The sequence below is a fragment of the Achromobacter xylosoxidans genome (assembly GCF_002192695.1).
In the GTDB taxonomy this organism is placed as follows: domain Bacteria; phylum Pseudomonadota; class Gammaproteobacteria; order Burkholderiales; family Burkholderiaceae_B; genus Achromobacter; species Achromobacter xylosoxidans_C.
The window spans coordinates 82,657-100,127 of sequence record NZ_MTLG01000112.1; the positions used below are offsets into that span (position 1 = coordinate 82,657).

17 protein-coding genes are annotated in these 17,471 nt (G+C 67.3%); 13 read left to right on the forward strand and 4 right to left on the reverse strand.

What is annotated here, in order from left to right; translation table 11 throughout:
• The first annotated feature begins 3 nt into the window (after window positions 1–3).
• The 9 genes from ccmC (at window position 4) to BRO63_RS27775 (ending at window position 8,510) form a co-directional block, all read left to right on the forward strand.
• Complete coding sequence (ccmC, locus tag BRO63_RS27735; protein WP_088142870.1) at window positions 4–738, forward strand: heme ABC transporter permease CcmC; 735 nt, start codon at window positions 4–6, stop codon at window positions 736–738.
• Window positions 735–920 (forward strand): heme exporter protein CcmD, encoded by a 186-nt coding sequence (ccmD, locus tag BRO63_RS27740; protein ID WP_373557803.1) that lies wholly within the window; start codon window positions 735–737, stop codon window positions 918–920. The genes ccmC and ccmD overlap by 4 nt, the downstream gene beginning before the upstream one ends.
• Complete coding sequence (ccmE, locus tag BRO63_RS27745; protein WP_088142871.1) at window positions 913–1,380, forward strand: cytochrome c maturation protein CcmE; 468 nt, start codon at window positions 913–915, stop codon at window positions 1,378–1,380. The genes ccmD and ccmE overlap by 8 nt, the downstream gene beginning before the upstream one ends.
• Window positions 1,377–3,353, forward strand: a complete 1,977-nt coding sequence (locus tag BRO63_RS27750; protein WP_088142872.1) for a heme lyase CcmF/NrfE family subunit — start codon at window positions 1,377–1,379, stop codon at window positions 3,351–3,353. The genes ccmE and BRO63_RS27750 overlap by 4 nt, the downstream gene beginning before the upstream one ends.
• A complete protein-coding gene (locus tag BRO63_RS27755; RefSeq protein WP_088142873.1) occupies window positions 3,350–3,871 on the forward strand; it encodes a DsbE family thiol:disulfide interchange protein in 522 nt (173 codons plus the stop codon). Before BRO63_RS27750 ends, BRO63_RS27755 begins: the two co-directional genes overlap by 4 nt.
• Window positions 3,868–4,326 (forward strand): cytochrome c-type biogenesis protein, encoded by a 459-nt coding sequence (locus tag BRO63_RS27760; protein ID WP_088142874.1) that lies wholly within the window; start codon window positions 3,868–3,870, stop codon window positions 4,324–4,326. The genes BRO63_RS27755 and BRO63_RS27760 overlap by 4 nt, the downstream gene beginning before the upstream one ends.
• Window positions 4,323–5,177, forward strand: a complete 855-nt coding sequence (gene ccmI, locus BRO63_RS27765) for a c-type cytochrome biogenesis protein CcmI (RefSeq protein ID WP_088142875.1) — start codon at window positions 4,323–4,325, stop codon at window positions 5,175–5,177. Before BRO63_RS27760 ends, ccmI begins: the two co-directional genes overlap by 4 nt.
• 15 nt (window positions 5,178–5,192) lie before the next feature.
• Window positions 5,193–5,927 carry a cytochrome c biogenesis CcdA family protein gene (locus tag BRO63_RS27770; RefSeq protein ID WP_088142876.1) on the forward strand — a complete coding sequence of 245 codons (735 nt, stop codon included), beginning with the start codon at window positions 5,193–5,195 and terminating at the stop codon, window positions 5,925–5,927.
• A gap of 102 nt (window positions 5,928–6,029) precedes the next feature.
• Window positions 6,030–8,510, forward strand: a complete 2,481-nt coding sequence (locus BRO63_RS27775) for a heavy metal translocating P-type ATPase (protein ID WP_088142877.1) — start codon at window positions 6,030–6,032, stop codon at window positions 8,508–8,510.
• A gap of 45 nt (window positions 8,511–8,555) precedes the next feature.
• Here BRO63_RS27775 and BRO63_RS27780 read toward each other — a convergent pair whose 3' ends face one another.
• The 3 genes from BRO63_RS27780 to BRO63_RS27790 form a co-directional block, all read right to left on the reverse strand.
• Window positions 8,556–10,082 (reverse strand): argininosuccinate lyase, encoded by a 1,527-nt coding sequence (locus BRO63_RS27780; protein ID WP_088142878.1) that lies wholly within the window; start codon window positions 10,080–10,082, stop codon window positions 8,556–8,558.
• Between the two features lie 103 nt (window positions 10,083–10,185).
• On the reverse strand, window positions 10,186–11,199 hold the full coding sequence (locus BRO63_RS27785) for an NADP-dependent oxidoreductase (protein WP_088142879.1): 1,014 nt from the start codon (window positions 11,197–11,199) through the stop codon (window positions 10,186–10,188).
• A 36-nt stretch (window positions 11,200–11,235) separates the two neighbouring features.
• Window positions 11,236–11,844, reverse strand: coding sequence for an NAD(P)H-dependent oxidoreductase (locus BRO63_RS27790; protein WP_179215239.1), 609 nt, complete (start codon window positions 11,842–11,844; stop codon window positions 11,236–11,238).
• 102 nt (window positions 11,845–11,946) lie between these two features.
• Between BRO63_RS27790 and BRO63_RS27795 the strand changes: the two genes are divergently transcribed.
• The gene (locus tag BRO63_RS27795; RefSeq protein ID WP_088142881.1) at window positions 11,947–12,840 is read left to right on the forward strand and encodes a LysR family transcriptional regulator; all 894 of its coding nucleotides are present in this window, start codon (window positions 11,947–11,949) and stop codon (window positions 12,838–12,840) included.
• A gap of 71 nt (window positions 12,841–12,911) precedes the next feature.
• Window positions 12,912–13,820, forward strand: coding sequence for a LysR family transcriptional regulator (locus BRO63_RS27800; protein ID WP_088142882.1), 909 nt, complete (start codon window positions 12,912–12,914; stop codon window positions 13,818–13,820).
• A 16-nt stretch (window positions 13,821–13,836) separates the two neighbouring features.
• On the opposite strand, the gene BRO63_RS27805 is transcribed toward BRO63_RS27800, so the two are convergent.
• Window positions 13,837–15,375, reverse strand: a complete 1,539-nt coding sequence (locus tag BRO63_RS27805) for an AMP-binding protein (RefSeq protein WP_088142883.1) — start codon at window positions 15,373–15,375, stop codon at window positions 13,837–13,839.
• Between the two features lie 296 nt (window positions 15,376–15,671).
• On the opposite strand from BRO63_RS27805, the gene BRO63_RS27810 reads away from it, so the two are divergent.
• The gene (locus tag BRO63_RS27810; protein ID WP_088142884.1) at window positions 15,672–16,430 is read left to right on the forward strand and encodes a class II aldolase/adducin family protein; all 759 of its coding nucleotides are present in this window, start codon (window positions 15,672–15,674) and stop codon (window positions 16,428–16,430) included.
• Window positions 16,431–16,476: 46 nt separating this feature from the next.
• Window positions 16,477–17,469 carry a ketopantoate reductase family protein gene (locus BRO63_RS27815; RefSeq protein WP_088142885.1) on the forward strand — a complete coding sequence of 331 codons (993 nt, stop codon included), beginning with the start codon at window positions 16,477–16,479 and terminating at the stop codon, window positions 17,467–17,469.
• The last annotated feature ends 2 nt before the right edge of the window (window positions 17,470–17,471 follow it).

The following is a 17,471-nucleotide window of genomic DNA, read 5'->3' on the forward strand; positions in this document are numbered from 1 at the left end:
CCCATGATCCGCTGGTTTCACTATGCCTCGCCCAAGGCTTTCTACCCCTGGGCCGGAAAGGCGATCCCCTGGTTCGCCACGGCTGCGGTCCTGCTGGCCGCGGCCGGCCTCTATATCGGCTTTATCGTCGCGCCCGCCGATTTTCAACAAGGCCAGGGCTACCGCATCATCTTCGTCCACGTCCCGGTCTCCTGGATGTCGATGTTCGTCTATCTGGTGATGGCGTTCTGGGCCCTGATCCACCTGGTCCTCAACAGCAGGCTGTCGGCCATGATGATTGCCGCGCTGGCGCCGACCGGCGCGCTGTTCACGTTTCTGTCGCTCTGGACCGGCGCGCTGTGGGGCAAGCCCATGTGGGGCGCTTGGTGGGTCTGGGACGCGCGGCTGACCTCGGAATTGATCCTGCTGTTCCTGTACGCGGGCTACCTCGCCTTGAAGGCGGCCATCGACGATCCGCAGCGCGCCGACCGGGCGGGATCGGTGCTGGTGCTGGCCGGCGTGGTCAACATTCCCATCATCTATTTTTCGGTGCAATGGTGGAGCACCTTGCACCAGGGCGCTTCGGTATCCCTGACCGCCGCGCCCAGCATGGCCGGCATCATGCTCGCCGGCATGCTGCTGATGTCCCTGGCCGCGTGGATGTACTGCATCGCGACGGCGCTGGCGCGCCTGCGCTGCATCGTGCTCGAACGCGAGCGGCACGCGGCCTGGATCCGCGAACAATGGAGTAGCGAATGATGCATTGGTCCAGTCTGGGCGAATTCCTCGCCATGGGCGGTTATGCGGTTTACGTGTGGGGATCGCTGCTGATGACGGCGTTCCTGCTGGGTGGCGAACAGCTGCTGCTGGCGCGCCGCCGCCGCGCGATCCAGGCGGGTCCGCGCCCCGCCGCTGAATGGCGGGAGACCGGCGATGCATAAGCGGACACGGCGCTTGTGGCTGGCCCTGGGCGGCCTGGCCTCGGTAGGCGTGGCCAGCGCCCTGGTGCTGAACGCCTTCCAGAGCAATCTGGTGTTCTTCTACACGCCCACCCAGGTCAGCAACAACGAAGCGCCGGCAGGACGCGCCTTCCGCGTGGGCGGCATGGTCCAAACCGGCAGCGTGCAACGCACGCCGGGCACGCTGACCGTCCGTTTCGTCGTGACCGACACGGCCCACACCGTTCCCGTGGCCTATGAAGGCATCCTGCCGGACCTGTTCAGCGAAGGAAAAGGCGTCGTGGCGCAGGGCAGGCTGGACGGCAATGGCTTGTTCCGCGCCGAGGAAGTGCTGGCCAAGCATGACGAGAACTACATGCCGCCCGAGGCGCAGCACGCGATCGATCAGGCCGCATCGCAGGCCGCACCAAAGACCGCCCCGCAGGAGGCCCGCCCCCGATGATTCCGGAACTCGCTCATTTCGCCCTGATCCTGACGCTCTTCGTCGCGTTGGCGCAAGGCGTGCTCGCGCTGCGCGGCGCGGCCCTGGACCGCGCGGACTGGATCGCCATTGCGCGGCCCGCCGCGCAGATCCAGTTCCTGCTGGTGTCCTTCAGCCTCGCGGCGCTGGTCTGGTCTTTCGCGGCCAAGGACTATTCGGTGGCCTATGTGGCCTACAACTCCAATTCCCAATTGCCCTTGTTCTACCGCGTCGCAGCCACCTGGGGCGGGCATGAAGGCTCGCTGCTGCTGTGGATGTTCATGCAGACGGGCTGGGCTTGCGCGGTCAGCCTGTTTTCGCGGCAGTTGCCCGACGCCATGGTCGCGCGCGTGCTGGGCGTGCTGGGCCTGATCAGCACGGGCTTCCTGCTGTTCGTGCTGCTGACGTCGAATCCGTTCGAGCGCCTGGTCCCGGCCCCGGCTGACGGATTGGACCTGAACACGCTGCTGCAGGACATCGGCCTGATCTTCCACCCGCCGCTGCTGTACATGGGTTATGTGGGGTTTTCGGTGGCGTTCGCGTTCGCCATCGCCGCGCTGCTGTCGGGCAATCTCGATGCGGTCTGGGCCCGCTGGTCGCGTCCCTGGACCACGGCGGCCTGGCTGTTCCTGACGCTGGGCATCGCGGTCGGCAGCTGGTGGGCCTACTACGAGCTGGGCTGGGGCGGCTGGTGGTTCTGGGATCCGGTGGAAAACGCCTCCTTCATCCCCTGGCTGGCCGGCACGGCGCTGATCCACTCGCTGGCCGTGACCGAGAAGCGCGGCAGCTTCAAGAGCTGGACCGTGCTGCTGGCGATCGGCACGTTTGCACTGGCCCTGCTGGGTGCGTTCCTGGTGCGTTCGGGCGTGCTGACCTCGGTGCATGCGTTCGCGACGGACCCGGCGCGCGGCGTATTCATCCTGGCGCTGTTCACCGTCACGGTCGGCAGCTCCCTGTTCCTGTATGCCCTGCGCGCGCCCCGGATAGGCCACGGCGGCCAGTTCGCGTTCGTGTCGCGCGAATCGTTATTGCTGGTCAACAACGTGCTGCTCGCGGTCGCCGCCGCGACCGTGCTGCTGGGTACGCTCTATCCCCTGATCATCGATGCGCTGGGCCTGGGCAAGCTGTCGGTCGGACCGCCCTACTTCAATGCCGTCTTCGTGCCGCTGATGGTGCCGGCGCTGCTGCTCATGGCGGTGGGCCCCATCGCCAACTGGAAATCGGCCGATGCTGGCAGCCTGCTCAAACGCCTGTCGATTCCCGCGGCGCTGGCCGTGCTGGCGGGCGTGGGCGTTCCCCTGCTCTTCGGCCGCTGGTCCGCGGGCGCGGCGCTGGGGCTGGGACTGGCCGTGTGGTTGGCGACCGCCATCGCCGTGGACGTCGCCAAGCGCATCCGCGCGACCCGCGAGCGCTGGTGGCGCCAGCCGCGCAGCTGGCTGGGCATGCATCTGGCCCATCTGGGCGTGGCGGCGTTCGTTGCCGGAGTCGCGCTGGTGGGCAGCTACGAGACCGAACAGGATCTGCTGATGCAGCCCGGGCAAAGCGCGCCGGTGGCTTCGTACCGCGTCGAATTCAAAGGCGTGGAACGCGTGCGCGGCCCGAACTACGAGTCTGAAATGGGTACCTTCACGCTCTATCGCGGCGAACGGCGCCTGCGCGACCTGCGCCCCGAAAAGCGCACCTATGCCTCCTCGGCGCTGCCGATGACGGAGGCGGCCATCGCCGCCAACGGCCTGCGCCACGTCTACGTCGCGCTGGGCGAGCCCGAGCAGGACGGCGCCTGGAGCGTGCGCCTGTACTACAAGCCGTTCGTGGACTGGATCTGGGGCGGCTGCATCCTCATGGCCCTGGGCGGCCTGCTGGCGGTCAGCGATCCGCGCTATCGCCTGAAGCGGCGCGAGCAAAAGCAGCCGCGACCCACAGGGCCGCAGACGCCCGCGGAGGCCAGGCCATGAGCCGCTACATCTGGCCGCTGGCGGGCTTCGTGGTGCTGGTGTTCTTTCTGGGGATCGGCCTGACCCTCAACCCATCCGAAGTGCCGTCGCCGCTGATCGACAAGCCGGCGCCCGCGTTTGCCCTGCCCGAACTGCATGAGCCGCAAAAGACCTTCACGCCCGAGAGCATGAAAGGCCGGGTATGGGTACTGAACGTCTGGGCGTCCTGGTGCTATGCCTGCCTGACGGAACACACCTACATCCAGGAACTGTCGTCGCAACACGGCGTGCCGGTGATCGGCCTGAACTACAAGGACATCCGGACCGAGGCCATCGCCTGGCTGGCGCGCAACGGCGACTCCTACGAGAAATCCGTATCCGACAGCGACGGCAAGGCCGGCATCGACTATGGCGTCTATGGCGTGCCGGAGACCTTCGTCATCGATCAGGCCGGGATCATCCGCTACAAGCACATCGGTCCGGTAAGCGCAGAATCGCTGCGCGATACCCTCTTGCCGCTGATCCGGGGGCTGCAATGAAGGCCGTCCTGCGCGCATTGGCGCTATTGCTGGCGTTGGGCTACGGCTCGGGCGCCCATGGTTCGGCCGAAGACCGCCGCGTCAACGAGATCGCTTCGGAGCTGCGCTGCCTGGTCTGCCAGAACGAATCCATCGCCGCATCGCGCGCCGACCTGGCGGTCGACCTGCGCCGCCAGATCCGTCAACAGCTGGACGCCGGCAAGTCGGAAGCCGAGATCCTGGCCTATATGGAGGCGAGGTACGGCGACTTCATCCTGTACCGGCCGCGCCTGAAAGCTGCCACGCTGCTGCTGTGGTTCGGCCCGGCCGCGCTGCTGGCCGCCGGCTTGGCCGCGCTGGCCCTGACCTTGCGCCGTCGCAGGTTGCGCCAGCAGCGCCCCGCGCTGACGCCTGCGGAGCGCCGGGCTGCCAACGCTCTGCTTGGCGTCGACACTGAAAAAGGATCAGGAACATGACTCAGCTCTTCTATCTGTCGGCCGCGTTGATGGCCGCCGTTGTCACCCTATGGCTGATCGCCTCCCTGCGGCGCACGCCCGCCGCCAGCGCCGCCGACAAGCGCCGAGCGGCAAACGTGGCGGTGCTGCGCGACCAGCTGCGCGAGCTTGAACGGGACCGCGCAAGCGGCATCCTGTCGCAAGACGCCTTCGCGGAAGCGCGCACCGAGTTGCAGCGCCTGGCACTGGAAGAAGCCGGCGAGACGCAAGGGCATGCATCCGCGCCCGGCCGCGGCCGCCTGCTGCCCGCCGGCCTGGCCATCGCGCTGCCGTTGGCAGCCATAGTGGCCTATGTCGCTCTGGGCAATTCTGGCGCCATCGCGCCCCCTCCGGCGCCTGCCGCCCAGCCCCAAGTCACCGCCGCCGACATCCAGGCCATGGTGGCCAAACTGGAGACCCGCCTGGCGAGCGATTCCGACGACTATCAGGGATGGCTGATGCTGGCCCGTTCCCACCGCTACTTCGGCCGGCACGCCGACGCGGCACTGGCCTTTGCCCGGGCCGCGCCGGTGGTGGACAGCAACCCGGCAGCCCTGGCCGAATACGCCGAATCGCTGGTGCTCGGCGCCAACGGGGGTTTCGCCGGGCAGCCTGACCAGCTGTTGCGGCGCGCGCTGGACCTCAACCCCGAAGAGCCGTTGGCCCTGATGCTGGCGGGTGCAAGCCGCTTCGACCAGCGCGACTTCCCGGCGGCCATCGACTTCTGGCAGCGCCTGCTGGCCAGGCTGCCCGCCGGCAGCGACATGGCGCGCACCGTCAACGAGGGCATCACGCTGGCCCGCCAGCGTCAGCGCGAAGAGGCGGCGCCATGACCGCGGCGGTCCGTCATGCTTGACCTGTCCCTCATCGGCTTCGCCACCGCCTTCATCGCGGGGACCGCATCGTTCCTGTCGCCTTGCGTGCTGCCGCTGGTTCCGGGCTACCTTTCCTACATCGCGGGGGGCTCCGGCGCGTCCGCGGATGATGGCCGCGCGCTGCGCTGGCGCATGCTGGGGCTGGCGGCCTGTTTCGTGGCCGGGTTCTCGGCCGTGTTCGTCATCTTCGGGGCCAGCGTCACGGCGCTGAGCCGCCTGCTGCTGTCCTATCGCTACGAGTTGAACCTGGCCGCAGGCGCGATCATTGCGCTGGCGGGCTTGATGTTGCTGGGCGTCCTGCGCCTTCCCGCCTGGGCCCAGCGCTACTACCGGTTTGATCCCGTGGGCAAGGGCAGCCCCGGCAGCGCCGCGATCCTGGGCATGGCGTTCGGATTCGGCTGGACGCCTTGCATCGGCCCGATCCTGGCCGGCATCCTGGCGCTGGGCGCGGCCTCGGCCAGCGTGGGCCAGGCCGTGGCCCTGCTGGGCGTCTACGCGCTGGGGCTTGGCGTCCCCTTTTTAGCCGCGGCCTGGTTCATGAGCCCCTTCCTGCGGCGCATGCAGGGCCTGAAGCGCGCCGGCCGGATCCTGCGGGTCCTGACCGGGCTGATCCTGATCGTGATGGGATGGGCCATCGCCACCGGCCAATTGGCCCGTTTCGCCATCTGGATGCTGCTGACCTTCCCCGCCTTGGGCAGGCTGGGCTGAGCCAGGTCAAAACCCGTCCGATCAAACGCTTGACCTTGACATCATTGGAATCTTTATAGTGACAGCCATCAGCAGGACATTCCAAGTTTTCAAGGAGCGGATATGAGTGCCATCCCAGCAGACAGCGTCGCGGTCAGCCTGCCTATCGAAGGCATGACCTGCGCCTCGTGCGTGGGCCGGGTCGAAAAGGCCTTGAAGGCCGTGCCGGGCGTCAACCGGGCCAGCGTCAACCTGGCGACCGAACGCGCCGACATCACGTTTGCAGGCGCGCCGGACGTCGCCGCCGCCGTGCAGGCGGTGCAGAAGGCGGGTTATGCCGTGGCCGAAACCACCATCGAACTGTCGGTCACCGGCATGACCTGCGCCTCCTGCGTGGGCCGCGTCGAAAAAGCCCTGAAGGCGGTGCCCGGCGTCAGCAGCGCCAGCGTCAACCTCGCCACCGAGCGCGCCAGCATCACCGCGGCCGGCGGCGTGCCCGCCAGCGCCCTGATCCAGGCAGTGGCCAAGGCCGGCTACGACGCGAAGCCGCTGGCCGCCGAAGCCAGCGACACCGACGCCGTGGCCGAACGCCAGGCCGCCGAGCTGAAGTCGCTCAAGCGCGCGCTGACCGTGGCCACGATCTTCGCGCTGCCCGTGTTCATCCTGGAAATGGGCGCGCACATCGTGCCCGCCTTCCACCACGTCATCGCCGAGACCATCGGCACGCAGAACAGCTGGTACCTGCAATTCGTGCTGGCCAGCATCGTGCTGTTCGGCCCCGGCCTGCGCTTCTTCAAGAAGGGCATCCCCGCGCTGCTGCGCGGCGCACCCGACATGAACTCGCTGGTGGCAGTGGGCACGTCCGCCGCCTATGCCTACTCGGTGGTCGCCACCTTCGCGGCCGGACTGCTGCCCGCAGGCACGGTCAACGTCTACTACGAGGCCGCCGCGGTCATCGTGGCGCTGATCCTGCTGGGCCGCTACATGGAGGCCCGCGCCAAGGGCAACACCTCTGAGGCCATCAAGCGCCTGCTCGGCCTGCAAGCCAAGACCGCGCGCGTCGTGCGCAACGGCGCCACGCTGGAACTCGCCATCGACGAAGTGGTGGCCGGCGACCTGATCGAAGTCCGCCCCGGCGAACGCATCCCGGTAGATGGCGAGGTCGTGGAAGGCAACAGCTACATCGACGAGTCCATGATCAGCGGCGAGCCCGTGCCCGTCGAAAAGCAGCCTGGCTCCGAAGTGGTCGGCGGCACCGTCAACCAGAACGGCGCGCTGACGTTCCGCGCCACCAAGGTCGGCGGCGACACGCTGCTGGCGCAGATCATTCGCATGGTCGAACAGGCGCAAGGCTCCAAGCTGCCGATCCAGGCCCTGGTGGACCGCATCACGATGTGGTTCGTGCCTGCAGTCATGGCGGCCGCCGTGGTGACCTTCATCATCTGGCTGACCTTTGGACCCGAGCCGGCCCTGACCTTCGCCCTGGTCAATGCCGTGGCCGTGCTGATCATCGCCTGCCCCTGCGCCATGGGCCTGGCCACGCCGACCTCGATCATGGTAGGCACCGGCCGCGCCGCGCAGATGGGCGTGCTGTTCCGCAAGGGCGAAGCGCTGCAGTCGCTGAAGGACGCCCAGGTCGTGGCCGTGGACAAGACCGGCACGCTGACCAAGGGCCGCCCCGAGCTGACCGACCTGATCGTCGCGCCGGGCTTCGAACGCAACGCCGTGCTGGGCAAGGTCGCCACCGTCGAAGCCAAGTCGGAACACCCGATCGCGCAGGCCATCGTGGACGCGGCTCGTGCCGAGAACATCGCGCTGGGCACGATTTCGCAGTTCGAATCGATCACCGGCTTTGGCGTGAGCGCACGGGTCGACGGCGACCTGATCGAGATCGGCGCCGACCGCTTCATGCGCGAACTGGGCCTGAGCGTCGAGGCCTTCGGCTCGGACGCCGCACGCCTGGGCGACGAAGGCAAGACGCCGCTGTATGCCGCCGTCAACGGCCAGCTGGCCGCCATGATCGCCGTGGCCGACCCCATCAAGGAAACCACGGCCGCCGCCATCCGCGCCCTGCATGACCTGGGCCTGAAGGTCGCCATGATCACCGGCGACAACCGCCGCACCGGCGAGGCCATCGCCCGCCAGCTCGGCATCGACGAAGTCGTCGCCGAAGTGCTGCCGGACGGCAAGGTCGCGGCCGTGCAGCGCCTGAAGCAGCAGTACGGCCCCATCGCCTACGTGGGCGACGGCATCAACGACGCGCCGGCGCTGGCCGAAGCGGACGTGGGCCTGGCCATTGGCACCGGCACGGACATCGCCATCGAAGCCGCCGACGTGGTGCTGATGTCGGGCGACCTGGGCGGCGTGCCCAACGCCATCGCCCTGTCCAAGGCCACCATCCGCAACATCAAGCAGAACCTGTTCTGGGCGTTTGCCTATAACGTGGCGCTGATCCCGGTGGCGGCGGGCCTGCTGTACCCGGTCAACGGCAGCCTGCTGTCGCCGGTATTCGCGGCGGGCGCGATGGCCCTGTCCAGCGTGTTCGTGCTGAGCAACGCGCTGCGGCTGCGCCGCTTCGCGGCGCCCTTCCCGGCCCGGGGCTGAGCGGGACTTCCCGGCAGGCGCCGGGAAGCGCCCTTCCTACTGGCTCTATTGCTTCGGCGCGCTGGCCACCAGCGCGCCGAATTTCTTGTCCAGCTCCGCCAGCGCATCGTTGATGTAGGCGCGGCGCGCCTTGATCCAGGCGTCCTGCTCAGCCAGCTGCGTGCGCGCCTCCTTCAGCATGCGGTCCATTTCCGCCGGCTGCGGACCACCCGAAGTGGCGCGGTTCTTGACGATGGCCACCGGATCCAGCGTCGAGCGGAACTCCGCCTCGCTCATCGGCAGTTCGTTGCCGTACTTCGAGTCCTTCATGGCGTCCGCATAGATGCGGCGCGCCTGCTCATACGGGAAATCCAGCGGCTTGATGTTGTTGGTCTTGGCGTAGCTGACGACCTCGGACGCGAAGTGGTGGCCGTCGCGGAACGGCAGCTTGTACTTGCGCATCAGCACGTCGGCCAGTTCCTGCGAGGCCGTCCAGTCGCTGTTCAGCTCTTCCAGCGCCCTGTCGGGGCTGAGGACCATGGCCTTCAACACCCGGTCCCAGCGCTTGAGCGCCGAAATCCCGGCATCCACCATGGCGGAATTCTGCTTCACGTCCTTCGGATCGCTCATGCCGGGCGTGATGTTGTGCGTCTGCACCACCGGCCCCATGGCCAGCGTCACGGCGGTGGACGCATCGCTGCGGGTGTCGTTGAGCAGGCCGGGATTGCGCTTCTGCGGCATGGCGCTGGACACGTAGGTATTGCCGCCGCCCTCTTCCAGCAGGATCCAGGGACGCGGCTGGGCGTACTGGGTCATCACGTCCTCGACGAAATTGCCGGTGCGCAGCGCGATGCTGGTGACGATGGAGGCGACTTCCACGGGCTGATCCATGGACGAGATCTGCGAAGCGTCATAGGCGTTGTCCACCAGCGCGGCAAAGCCCAGGTACTGCGCCATGCGCTTGCGGTCCAGCGGCCAGCTGGTGCCGTTGAGCACCGTCGTGCCCATCGGCGAACGGTCGATGCGCACGTAGGCCTCGCGGATGCGCTGGGCGTCGCGCGCCAGGCCGGCGGCCTGCCCCAGCAGATAATGCCCATAGCTGTTGGGCTGCGCGGCCACGCCGTTGGTGTAGTTCGGCACGATGGTCGCGGCATGCTTGCCCGCCAGTTCCACCAGCGTGGTGGAGGTGGCGTTCAGCTGGGCCGCCAGGTCCAGCAGCTTGTCGCGCAGGATGGCGCTGCGGTAGGTCGCGTGCATGTCCTGGCTGGAGCGTCCCGCGTGCAGCAACGTCACGTCTTCGCCCGCCGCCTTGATCAGCAGCGGCTCGAAGGTGATGACGCTGGCCGGACGCTTGGCGCCGGGCTGGTTGCCGTCGCTGATCACCTTGGCCACGCCGGCCGCCAATCGCGGCGCCATGGACTTGTCCAGCAGCCCCTCGTCCGTGTTGATGACGGCGGTGGCCTTGTTGATCTCGCCCAGCCAGAAGAACGGGTCGCGCGGCACGGCGGCCGCGGGCTGGGCTTGCTGGGCCGATGCCTGCGCGACTAGCGTGAAGGCAAGCGCGGCGCCCAGGGCGGGAAGTAGATGTCTCATGGCTGTCTCGTTAGGATGGCGAGCGGCCAGTGTATCGGCGGGCCTGGCGGCGGGAAATGGCGGATTTCACCGAGCCATCCGCCCGCACGCGCCGCCCCGATCTTCAGGACTTGGTCAGCCTGACCAGCATCTTTCCGGTGTTGGCGCCCTTGAAGAGCCCGATGAATGCCTCGGGCGCGCGCTCCAGCCCGTCCACCACCGTTTCGCGCAGCTGCACCTGTCCGGCCTTGATCCATGCGCTCATCCGGGGGATGAACTCGGGCAGTACGTCGATGTGATCGGATGCGATCAGGCCCTGCAACTTGATGCGCTTCTCGATGGCCGAGAACAGGTTGCGCACGCCGATCGCCGGCTTGCCTTCGTTGTAGCCAGAGATCATGCCGCACAGCACGAAACGCGCCCGGTCATTGGCCAGCGCCAGCGCGCTGTCCAGATGGTCGCCGCCGACATTGTCGAAGTAGATGTCGATGCCCTGCGGCGCGGCCTGCGCCAATGCCGCAGTAAGGTCAGGCGCGTTGCGGTAATCGATGACGGCGTCGGCCCCGGCCACGTCGCGCAGCCACCGCGCCTTGTCCTCCGACCCCGCGGACGCCACCACGCGCAGCCCCATCTGCTTGGCCATCTGGACCACCACGCTGCCGACCGCGCCGCTGGCGGCGGACACGAAAAGCGTCTCACCCGCTTGCGCATTGGCGATCCGCGTCAGCCCCACGTAGGCCGTCAGGCCCGGAAAGCCCAGTGCGCCCAGATAGGTCTGCAAGGCGATGCCGTCATCGGCGACAGCGGTGGCGTGCGCCGCGTCGATCAGCGCGTGCTCGCGCCAGCCGGCGAAATGCACCACGCGGTCGCCCGCGGCAAAGCGCGGATCGGCGCTCTGCTCGACCACGCCGACCGCCGCGCCTTCCATCACCTGATCCAGCGCGAAGGGCGCGATGTAGCTCTTGCGCTCATCCATGCGGCCGCGCATGTACGGATCGACCGACATCCACAGATTGCGGACCAGGATCTGCCCTGGCCGGGGCGCCGGCAGCGCCGTTTCGACCAGCGCGAAGTCGGCTGGCGTCGGCAGCCCCGAGGGGCGATGCTTCAAGTGGATTTCCCGGGTAGTGATGGACATGGCGAACCTCATTGAGAAGGGTAGGAAGAGAAAGGGTCAGCGCGCAGCTTGTGAGCCAGGCGCTGCAAAGGACAGGCCGAGCGCGTGCGCATCCGACAGGCCGCGCACGCGCGCCTCGTCGTCACCGCTCTCGACATCAAGAAACAGATGCGTGCGCACGTCGCTCACGCCGCTGTAGTGGAAGACCCCGTGCTCGATTTGCGTGGCAATCGCAGCGCGGTAGCCGTGCCCGTCATAGGCTTGTTCGCCGGCGCCGCCGGTCGCGATCAGGCGCATGCGCTTGCCGGCCAGGCGGCCGGGCTGCCCGCCGCTGGCGCCGAAGGCCCACCCCTTGGTGAAGACGCGGTCGATCCAGCCCTTGACCAGCGCCGGCATGCTCCACCAGTAGACCGGGAACGCCAGCACGACCAGGTCGGCGGCCTCCACCCGCAATTGCTCGCGCCGCACGTCGCCGGGCAACGCCCCCTTGCCGCGATAGAACGCAAGGTCGGCCGCGGTCATGCGCGGGTCGAAGGATTCCGCGTCCAGGTCCGCCCACACGACCCCGGCCTGGCTGCCGGCCTGGACGCCGGCCACGTAGCGCTCGGCAAGCGTAGCGAAGTAAGAGCCAGCGGGCGCGCTGGCGGCTATAACCAGGATGTTCATGTCGGCTCCTTGTGTCGCGATGACGATGAGCCATTGAATCATCCAACCATCAGATAAAATAGTTCAATATTTTGGTCAAACCTATCTAATCAGTAGATATATATGCCGCCTCGAATTTCGCTGGAGCAATGGCAGGCCCTGGTCGCCGTGGTGGACGCGGGCGGATATGCCCAGGCCGCCGACGCGCTCAGCAAATCGCAGTCGACCATCAGCTACGCGATCCGCCAGATCGAGGAGCGGCTGGGGGTGGCGGTGTTCGCGATGGACGGACGCAAGGCTTTGCTCACGGACGACGGCAGGATCCTCTACCGGCGCGGCAAATCGCTGGTGGGCGAGGCCCAGCGCCTGGAACGGGCGGCGGCCAACCTGGCCAAGGGGCGGGAGCAGATGCTGACGCTGGCCGTGGAAAGCCTGTTCCCGACGGACCTGCTGCTGCGCTGCCTGGACAGACTTGCCAGCGAGTTCCCCGAGACCCGCATCGAACTTCACGAATCGGTGGTCGGCGGCACGGATGAACTGTTGCTCTCGGGCGAGGCCGACCTCGCCATCTGCGCCGATCACATTCCGGCCGGCCATGTCGGCGACGCGCTGCTGCGCTATTGCGCGATCGCCGCCGCCGCGCCGTCGCACCCCCTGCACCTGATGAACCGTCCGCTGTCGCTCGAGGACCTCAAGGCGCATCGCCACCTGGTGATCCGCGACAGCGGCCGCCAGCGCGTGCGGCCCAGCGTCTGGGACGTCGCCGAGCAGCGCATCACCGTCAGCCACAAGAGCACGTCGATACGCGCGGCGTGCATGGGCATGGGTTTCGCGTGGTATCCGGAAGACTGGATCCGCGAACAGTTGGCCTCGGGCGAACTGAAGCCGCTGCCGCTGCAGGATGGCGCGCAGCGCTGGGGCGCGCTGTACCTGGTCTACCCCGATCCCGACGCGGCAGGGCCTGGCGCGCGCCGCCTCGGCCAGATACTGCGCGAGGAAAGCCAGAAATCCGCGTGAAACCGCGGCACGGACAGCCCGTCCGCGTCCTTTGGCCTTAACATACCGCCCAAAAACCACACCACGCGCCCATGCCCCGTCCGAATCTGACCAACGCCGAAACCCTGTGCCAGATCGCCAAGCTGGGCAGTTTCCGCGCCGCGGCCGAACGGCTGCACACCTCCCAACCCGCCGTCTCGGCGCGCATGAAAGAGCTGGAGCAGTCGCTGGGCTTTCCGCTCTTCGAAAAGCGCGGCCGCCGGCTGGAACTGACGGTGCCCGCGCGCCGCTTCGTCGAACGCGTGGAACCGCTGCTGCTGGCGGTGGAGGACGCCTTCACCGACGCGGAGGCCGTCAACAACGCGGCCGGCACGGTGCGCATCGGCATGGGCGAGATTTCCATGACCTGGTTTTCGCGCGTGGTGCCCGAGCTGCGCCGCGCCCTGCCGCGCGTCTCCTACGAGATCGAGCTGGACCTTGCGGTCAAGCTGCAAGAGCACCTGACCTCGGGCGCGCTGGATATCGCGATCATGGCCAATCATCTGCGCGACGACCAGTTCATCTGCGAATCGCTGGGCAAGACCCGCATGTCGTGGATGGTCTCGTCCCGGCTGCTGAGCGACGCTGACGGCCATCCGCGCACCATGCAATCGCTATTGCAGACAGAACCGCTGTGGTGCGTGTCGCGCCCGTCGGGCTTCTTCGGCCCGGCGCAGGACGAGCTGCGCGACATGAGCGCCAACCTGGACAATATCTGCAGCTGCAATCGCCTGAACAGCCTGATCGAAGTCGTCGAAGCTGGCGGCGGCATCGCGCAGCTGCCGGAAATGATGGTGGCCGAACAGGTTCGCGCCGGCACCCTGGCGCTGGTGGACCCGACGCGGACTCCACTGACGCTGGAATTCACCATCGCCATCCACCGCAACCAAGGCCAGGCCATCGTCCACCAGGTCACCGAAGCCCTGACCCGGCTGGGCAAGGCCGCCACCGGCAAGGCCTGACGACCCACGGCGGCGTTCAGGCATCTAGCAGCGCCCGCTTCTGCACCTTGCCGCTGGCGTTGCGCGGCAGCTCTGCCATGAATTGCACCTGTTCGGGCACCTTGAAGTATGCCAGCCGCTGGGCGCAAAAGGCCTTGATGGCATCCGCATCCGCCTGATGCCCGGCGTGCAGCACGATGAAGGCCTTGACCGACTGGTCACGAACCGGATCCGGTATGCCCACCACGGCCACGTCGCGCACGGCGGGATGCCCCATCAGGGCCTCTTCCACCTCCGCGGCCGAGATGTTCTCGCCGGCCCGCTTGATCACCTCTTTCTTGCGGCCGAAGAAAAAGAAGTTGCCCTTGACGTCCTGATAGCCCAGATCTCCCGTATGCAGCCAGCCGCCTTCAAACACGGCCTGGGTAGCCGCCGGGTCGCGGTAATAGCCCGGGGTCAGCGTGCGCCCTGGACGCCCGCGCACCACGATCTCACCCACGGCGCCCGCGGCCACCGGCTGGTTGTCGTCGTCGACCACGAACACTTCGCGGTCGGGCGTGGCGCGCCCGATGGACGGATAGGCGGACGGCGAGGCATGCGGCTGCAAGGTGATGTAGAGCATGGTCTCGGACTGCCCGTAGCCGTTGCGCAGCGGGATGCGGAAGCGTTCGATGAACGCGGCGATCTCGGCTTCCGAGATGTTGATGGCGTAGCCCGCGTAGCGCACCTGGTGGGCCGTGTCGAACGGCGTGGGCGGCTGATTCAGCAAGGTGCGGCACAGCATGCCGGACAGGCTGCATATCGTGATGCGATGCTCGATGAGCTGACGCAGGTAGCGCGTTGCGCTATAGCGTTCGCCAATGACCACGGTGGCGCCCGCCGTCAGGCAGGACAACACGGTTTCCTGGCAGTTCGCATGGAACAGCGGCTTGTTGTTGAACACGCGATCCGCGCGGTTCAGGCCGCTGTTGGCCGCGCCCGCCAGGCCGCACCAGAGCAGGTTGGCCTGGGTCAGCATCACGCCCTTGGGCCGCGCCGAGGTTCCCGAGGTGTACAGGATCTGCGCAAGATCGTCGCCGCTCTGGTCCGGCGCATGGTAGTCCGCGGACGCGCCCGCCAAGGCGCCGCCCAGGCCGTCCGGCCCCAGGCTGCCACGCGCCACCGGCACGATGTCCGGCGCCTGTTCCATCCCGGCGCAGACTTCGCGGATCAGCGCCTCGTGCGCCGGCTCGACCAGCGCCAGCGCCGGCTGGCAGTGCTCCAGCTGATAGGCTGCTTCGGACGCAGTCAGGTGGATGTTGCCCGCCACGATGACGGCCCCGGCCAGCATCAGGCCCATCCACAGCGGCACGTACTCGGCCGTGTTGCCCATGAACACGAATACGCGGTCGCCCGGCATCACGCCACGGGCCTGCAGGCCCGCCGCGTAGCTGCGGGCCGCATCGCGCAATTGGAGGAAGCTCAACTGGCTGATGGCGCCATTCTGGTACTCATGCACAATCGCGATCCTATGCCCATGGCACAGCGCCTGTTCATCGAGCAAATCCGTGATCGTGCGGTTTCCTGCAGCGTCCATCCAGCCTCCGGCGTTTCTGATTTTCAATGGCGCGCCGGCTCCTTGCGGGCGCGCCTGTCGTTTGGAAAACCAGTATAGGTAGCGGCTTTTCACGGCACTAGCTAAACGTTTTTATGCATATCCATCAAGGTTTTTCATGCATGCCGGCCAGGCCGAATCATTGATGGGATTGATGCGTTTCCATCAAAACGTTTGCTTAGTCGGCAGCGGCGGGAAAACCTATACTCCGGTTGAAAGACGCCACGCAGCAAGGGCGTCGACCAGACAAAGAAGAATGCAAAACCGGAGGAGCTGCCGTGCAAGAGGCATCGATCAAGGACCAGGTTTCAGCCGAGGAATGGGCAGTGCGCGTCGACCTCGCCGCGGCCTACAACCTGGCTGTCGAAATGCGCATGACCGACCACATCTATACGCATATCTCGGCCCGGGTTCCCGGCGCCCAGCCGCACTTCCTGATCAATGCCTACGGCCTGATGTTCAACGAGATCACCGCGTCCAACCTGGTCAAGGTGGACATCGACGGCGGCATCCTGCTGGACCAGACCGGCCTGGGCATCAACCCTGCCGGCTTCGTCATCCATGGCGCCATCCATCGCGTCCGCCACGACGCGGCCTGCGTCATGCATACGCATACGGCGGCCGGCATCGCGGTGTCCGCGCAAGAAGCCGGCCTGCTCATGATCTCGCAGCATGCCATGCGCTTTCACAACCGCATCGGCTACCACGACTACGAAGGCGTCGCCTTGGACATGGACGAACAGCAACGCCTGATCGCCGACCTGGGTCCGCACAGCGCGATGATCCTGCGCAATCACGGCCTGCTGGTCTGCGGCGCCAGCGTTCCTGACGCCTTCGACGCCATGTTCTACCTGGAGCGCGCCTGCCAGGCGCAGGTCGCGGCCCTGGCCGGCGGCCTGCCGCTGGTTGTGCCTTCAGCCGAAGTCGCCGAGAAGGTCGGCCGTCAGTTCGACCGTCTCGACCGCCCGTCCCGCCACAAGCACTGGCCTCCCCTGCTCCGGCTGCTGCAACGCATCCGGCCCGAATACCAGCAATAGCGGCAACCGCGCCGCCATCCTGGCGGCCACTTTTCGCAGAGTAGAAATGGAAGATGCTCATCAATGCCGCGTCGCGGTATATGGTGCGGGTGCGATCGGCTGTCTGCTGGCCGCGCGCCTGGCCCAGGCAGGTTGCGAGGTGACCATGATCGCCCGCGGGAAAACGCTGGCCGCGCTGCGGCAGCATGGCGTCGGATTGACGGCTGACGGCGTCACGCGCCACTACCCGGTGCGCACCACCGACGACCCGCGCCAGGTGCGCGACGCGGACTACCTGATCCTCGCGGTCAAGCAGCAGGCGCTCGACGACATCGCCGCGCACCTGGCGCCGATGCTGGCGCCGGAAGGCGCCGTGGTCCCGGCCGTGAACGGCATCCCCTGGTGGTATCTGCCCACGTTGGACAGTCCCCTGGGAGACACGCCGCTGCAATCGGTCGATGGCCGCGGCCTCCTCCAGCGCGCGCTGCCTTTGGAGCGGGTGCTGGGCTCGGTGGTGTACATCGCGGCAAACGCCGCCGCTCCTGGCATCGCGTCGCAGAACGCCCGCAACAACCTCATCCTCGGCGAACCGGATGGCAGCATTTCCGCCCGAGCGATCCGACTCGCCGGCCTGCTGCACGCGTCTGGCCTGCAGTGCGATGTCACGCCCGGCATCCACCAGGCGGTATGGATCAAGGCGATGGGCAATGCCACCTTCAATCCCTTGAGCGTGCTGGCCAACGCCACCATGCGGGCCATGGTCCAGGACCCCTATCTCGGCAAACTGGCGCGCGCCATGCTGGGCGAGTACCAGGCGCTGGGCCAGGCGCTCGGGCTTGCGCTGCCGGTGACGGTGGAGCAACGCATGCAGGCGGCCGCCAGCGCCGGCTCGGCCCAGACCTCGATGCTGCAGGACGCGCTACAAGGCAAGCCGCTGGAAATCGACGCCCTGGTGGGCGCCATGATCGAGATCGCAGCAAAACTGAACCTGGACATGCCCTACGCCAATATGGTCTGGGGACTGATCCGGCACCGGAACCTCAGCGCAGGCTCCACCTGAAA

Excerpts from the sequence above, each read along its gene's own strand:
- ccmC (WP_088142870.1), top strand. The coding sequence starts at position 4 with ATGATCCGCTGGTTTCACTATGCCTCGCCCAAGGCTTTCTACCCCTGG.
- ccmD (WP_373557803.1), top strand. The coding sequence starts at position 735 with ATGATGCATTGGTCCAGTCTGGGCGAATTCCTCGCCATGGGCGGTTAT.
- ccmE (WP_088142871.1), top strand. The coding sequence starts at position 913 with ATGCATAAGCGGACACGGCGCTTGTGGCTGGCCCTGGGCGGCCTGGCC.
- BRO63_RS27750 (WP_088142872.1), top strand. The coding sequence starts at position 1,377 with ATGATTCCGGAACTCGCTCATTTCGCCCTGATCCTGACGCTCTTCGTC.
- BRO63_RS27755 (WP_088142873.1), top strand. The coding sequence starts at position 3,350 with ATGAGCCGCTACATCTGGCCGCTGGCGGGCTTCGTGGTGCTGGTGTTC.
- BRO63_RS27760 (WP_088142874.1), top strand. The coding sequence starts at position 3,868 with ATGAAGGCCGTCCTGCGCGCATTGGCGCTATTGCTGGCGTTGGGCTAC.
- ccmI (WP_088142875.1), top strand. The coding sequence starts at position 4,323 with ATGACTCAGCTCTTCTATCTGTCGGCCGCGTTGATGGCCGCCGTTGTC.
- BRO63_RS27770 (WP_088142876.1), top strand. The coding sequence starts at position 5,193 with ATGCTTGACCTGTCCCTCATCGGCTTCGCCACCGCCTTCATCGCGGGG.
- BRO63_RS27775 (WP_088142877.1), top strand. The coding sequence starts at position 6,030 with ATGAGTGCCATCCCAGCAGACAGCGTCGCGGTCAGCCTGCCTATCGAA.
- BRO63_RS27780 (WP_088142878.1), bottom strand. The coding sequence starts at position 10,082 with ATGAGACATCTACTTCCCGCCCTGGGCGCCGCGCTTGCCTTCACGCTA.
- BRO63_RS27785 (WP_088142879.1), bottom strand. The coding sequence starts at position 11,199 with ATGTCCATCACTACCCGGGAAATCCACTTGAAGCATCGCCCCTCGGGG.
- BRO63_RS27790 (WP_179215239.1), bottom strand. The coding sequence starts at position 11,844 with ATGAACATCCTGGTTATAGCCGCCAGCGCGCCCGCTGGCTCTTACTTC.
- BRO63_RS27795 (WP_088142881.1), top strand. The coding sequence starts at position 11,947 with ATGCCGCCTCGAATTTCGCTGGAGCAATGGCAGGCCCTGGTCGCCGTG.
- BRO63_RS27800 (WP_088142882.1), top strand. The coding sequence starts at position 12,912 with ATGCCCCGTCCGAATCTGACCAACGCCGAAACCCTGTGCCAGATCGCC.
- BRO63_RS27805 (WP_088142883.1), bottom strand. The coding sequence starts at position 15,375 with ATGGACGCTGCAGGAAACCGCACGATCACGGATTTGCTCGATGAACAG.
- BRO63_RS27815 (WP_088142885.1), top strand. The coding sequence starts at position 16,477 with ATGGAAGATGCTCATCAATGCCGCGTCGCGGTATATGGTGCGGGTGCG.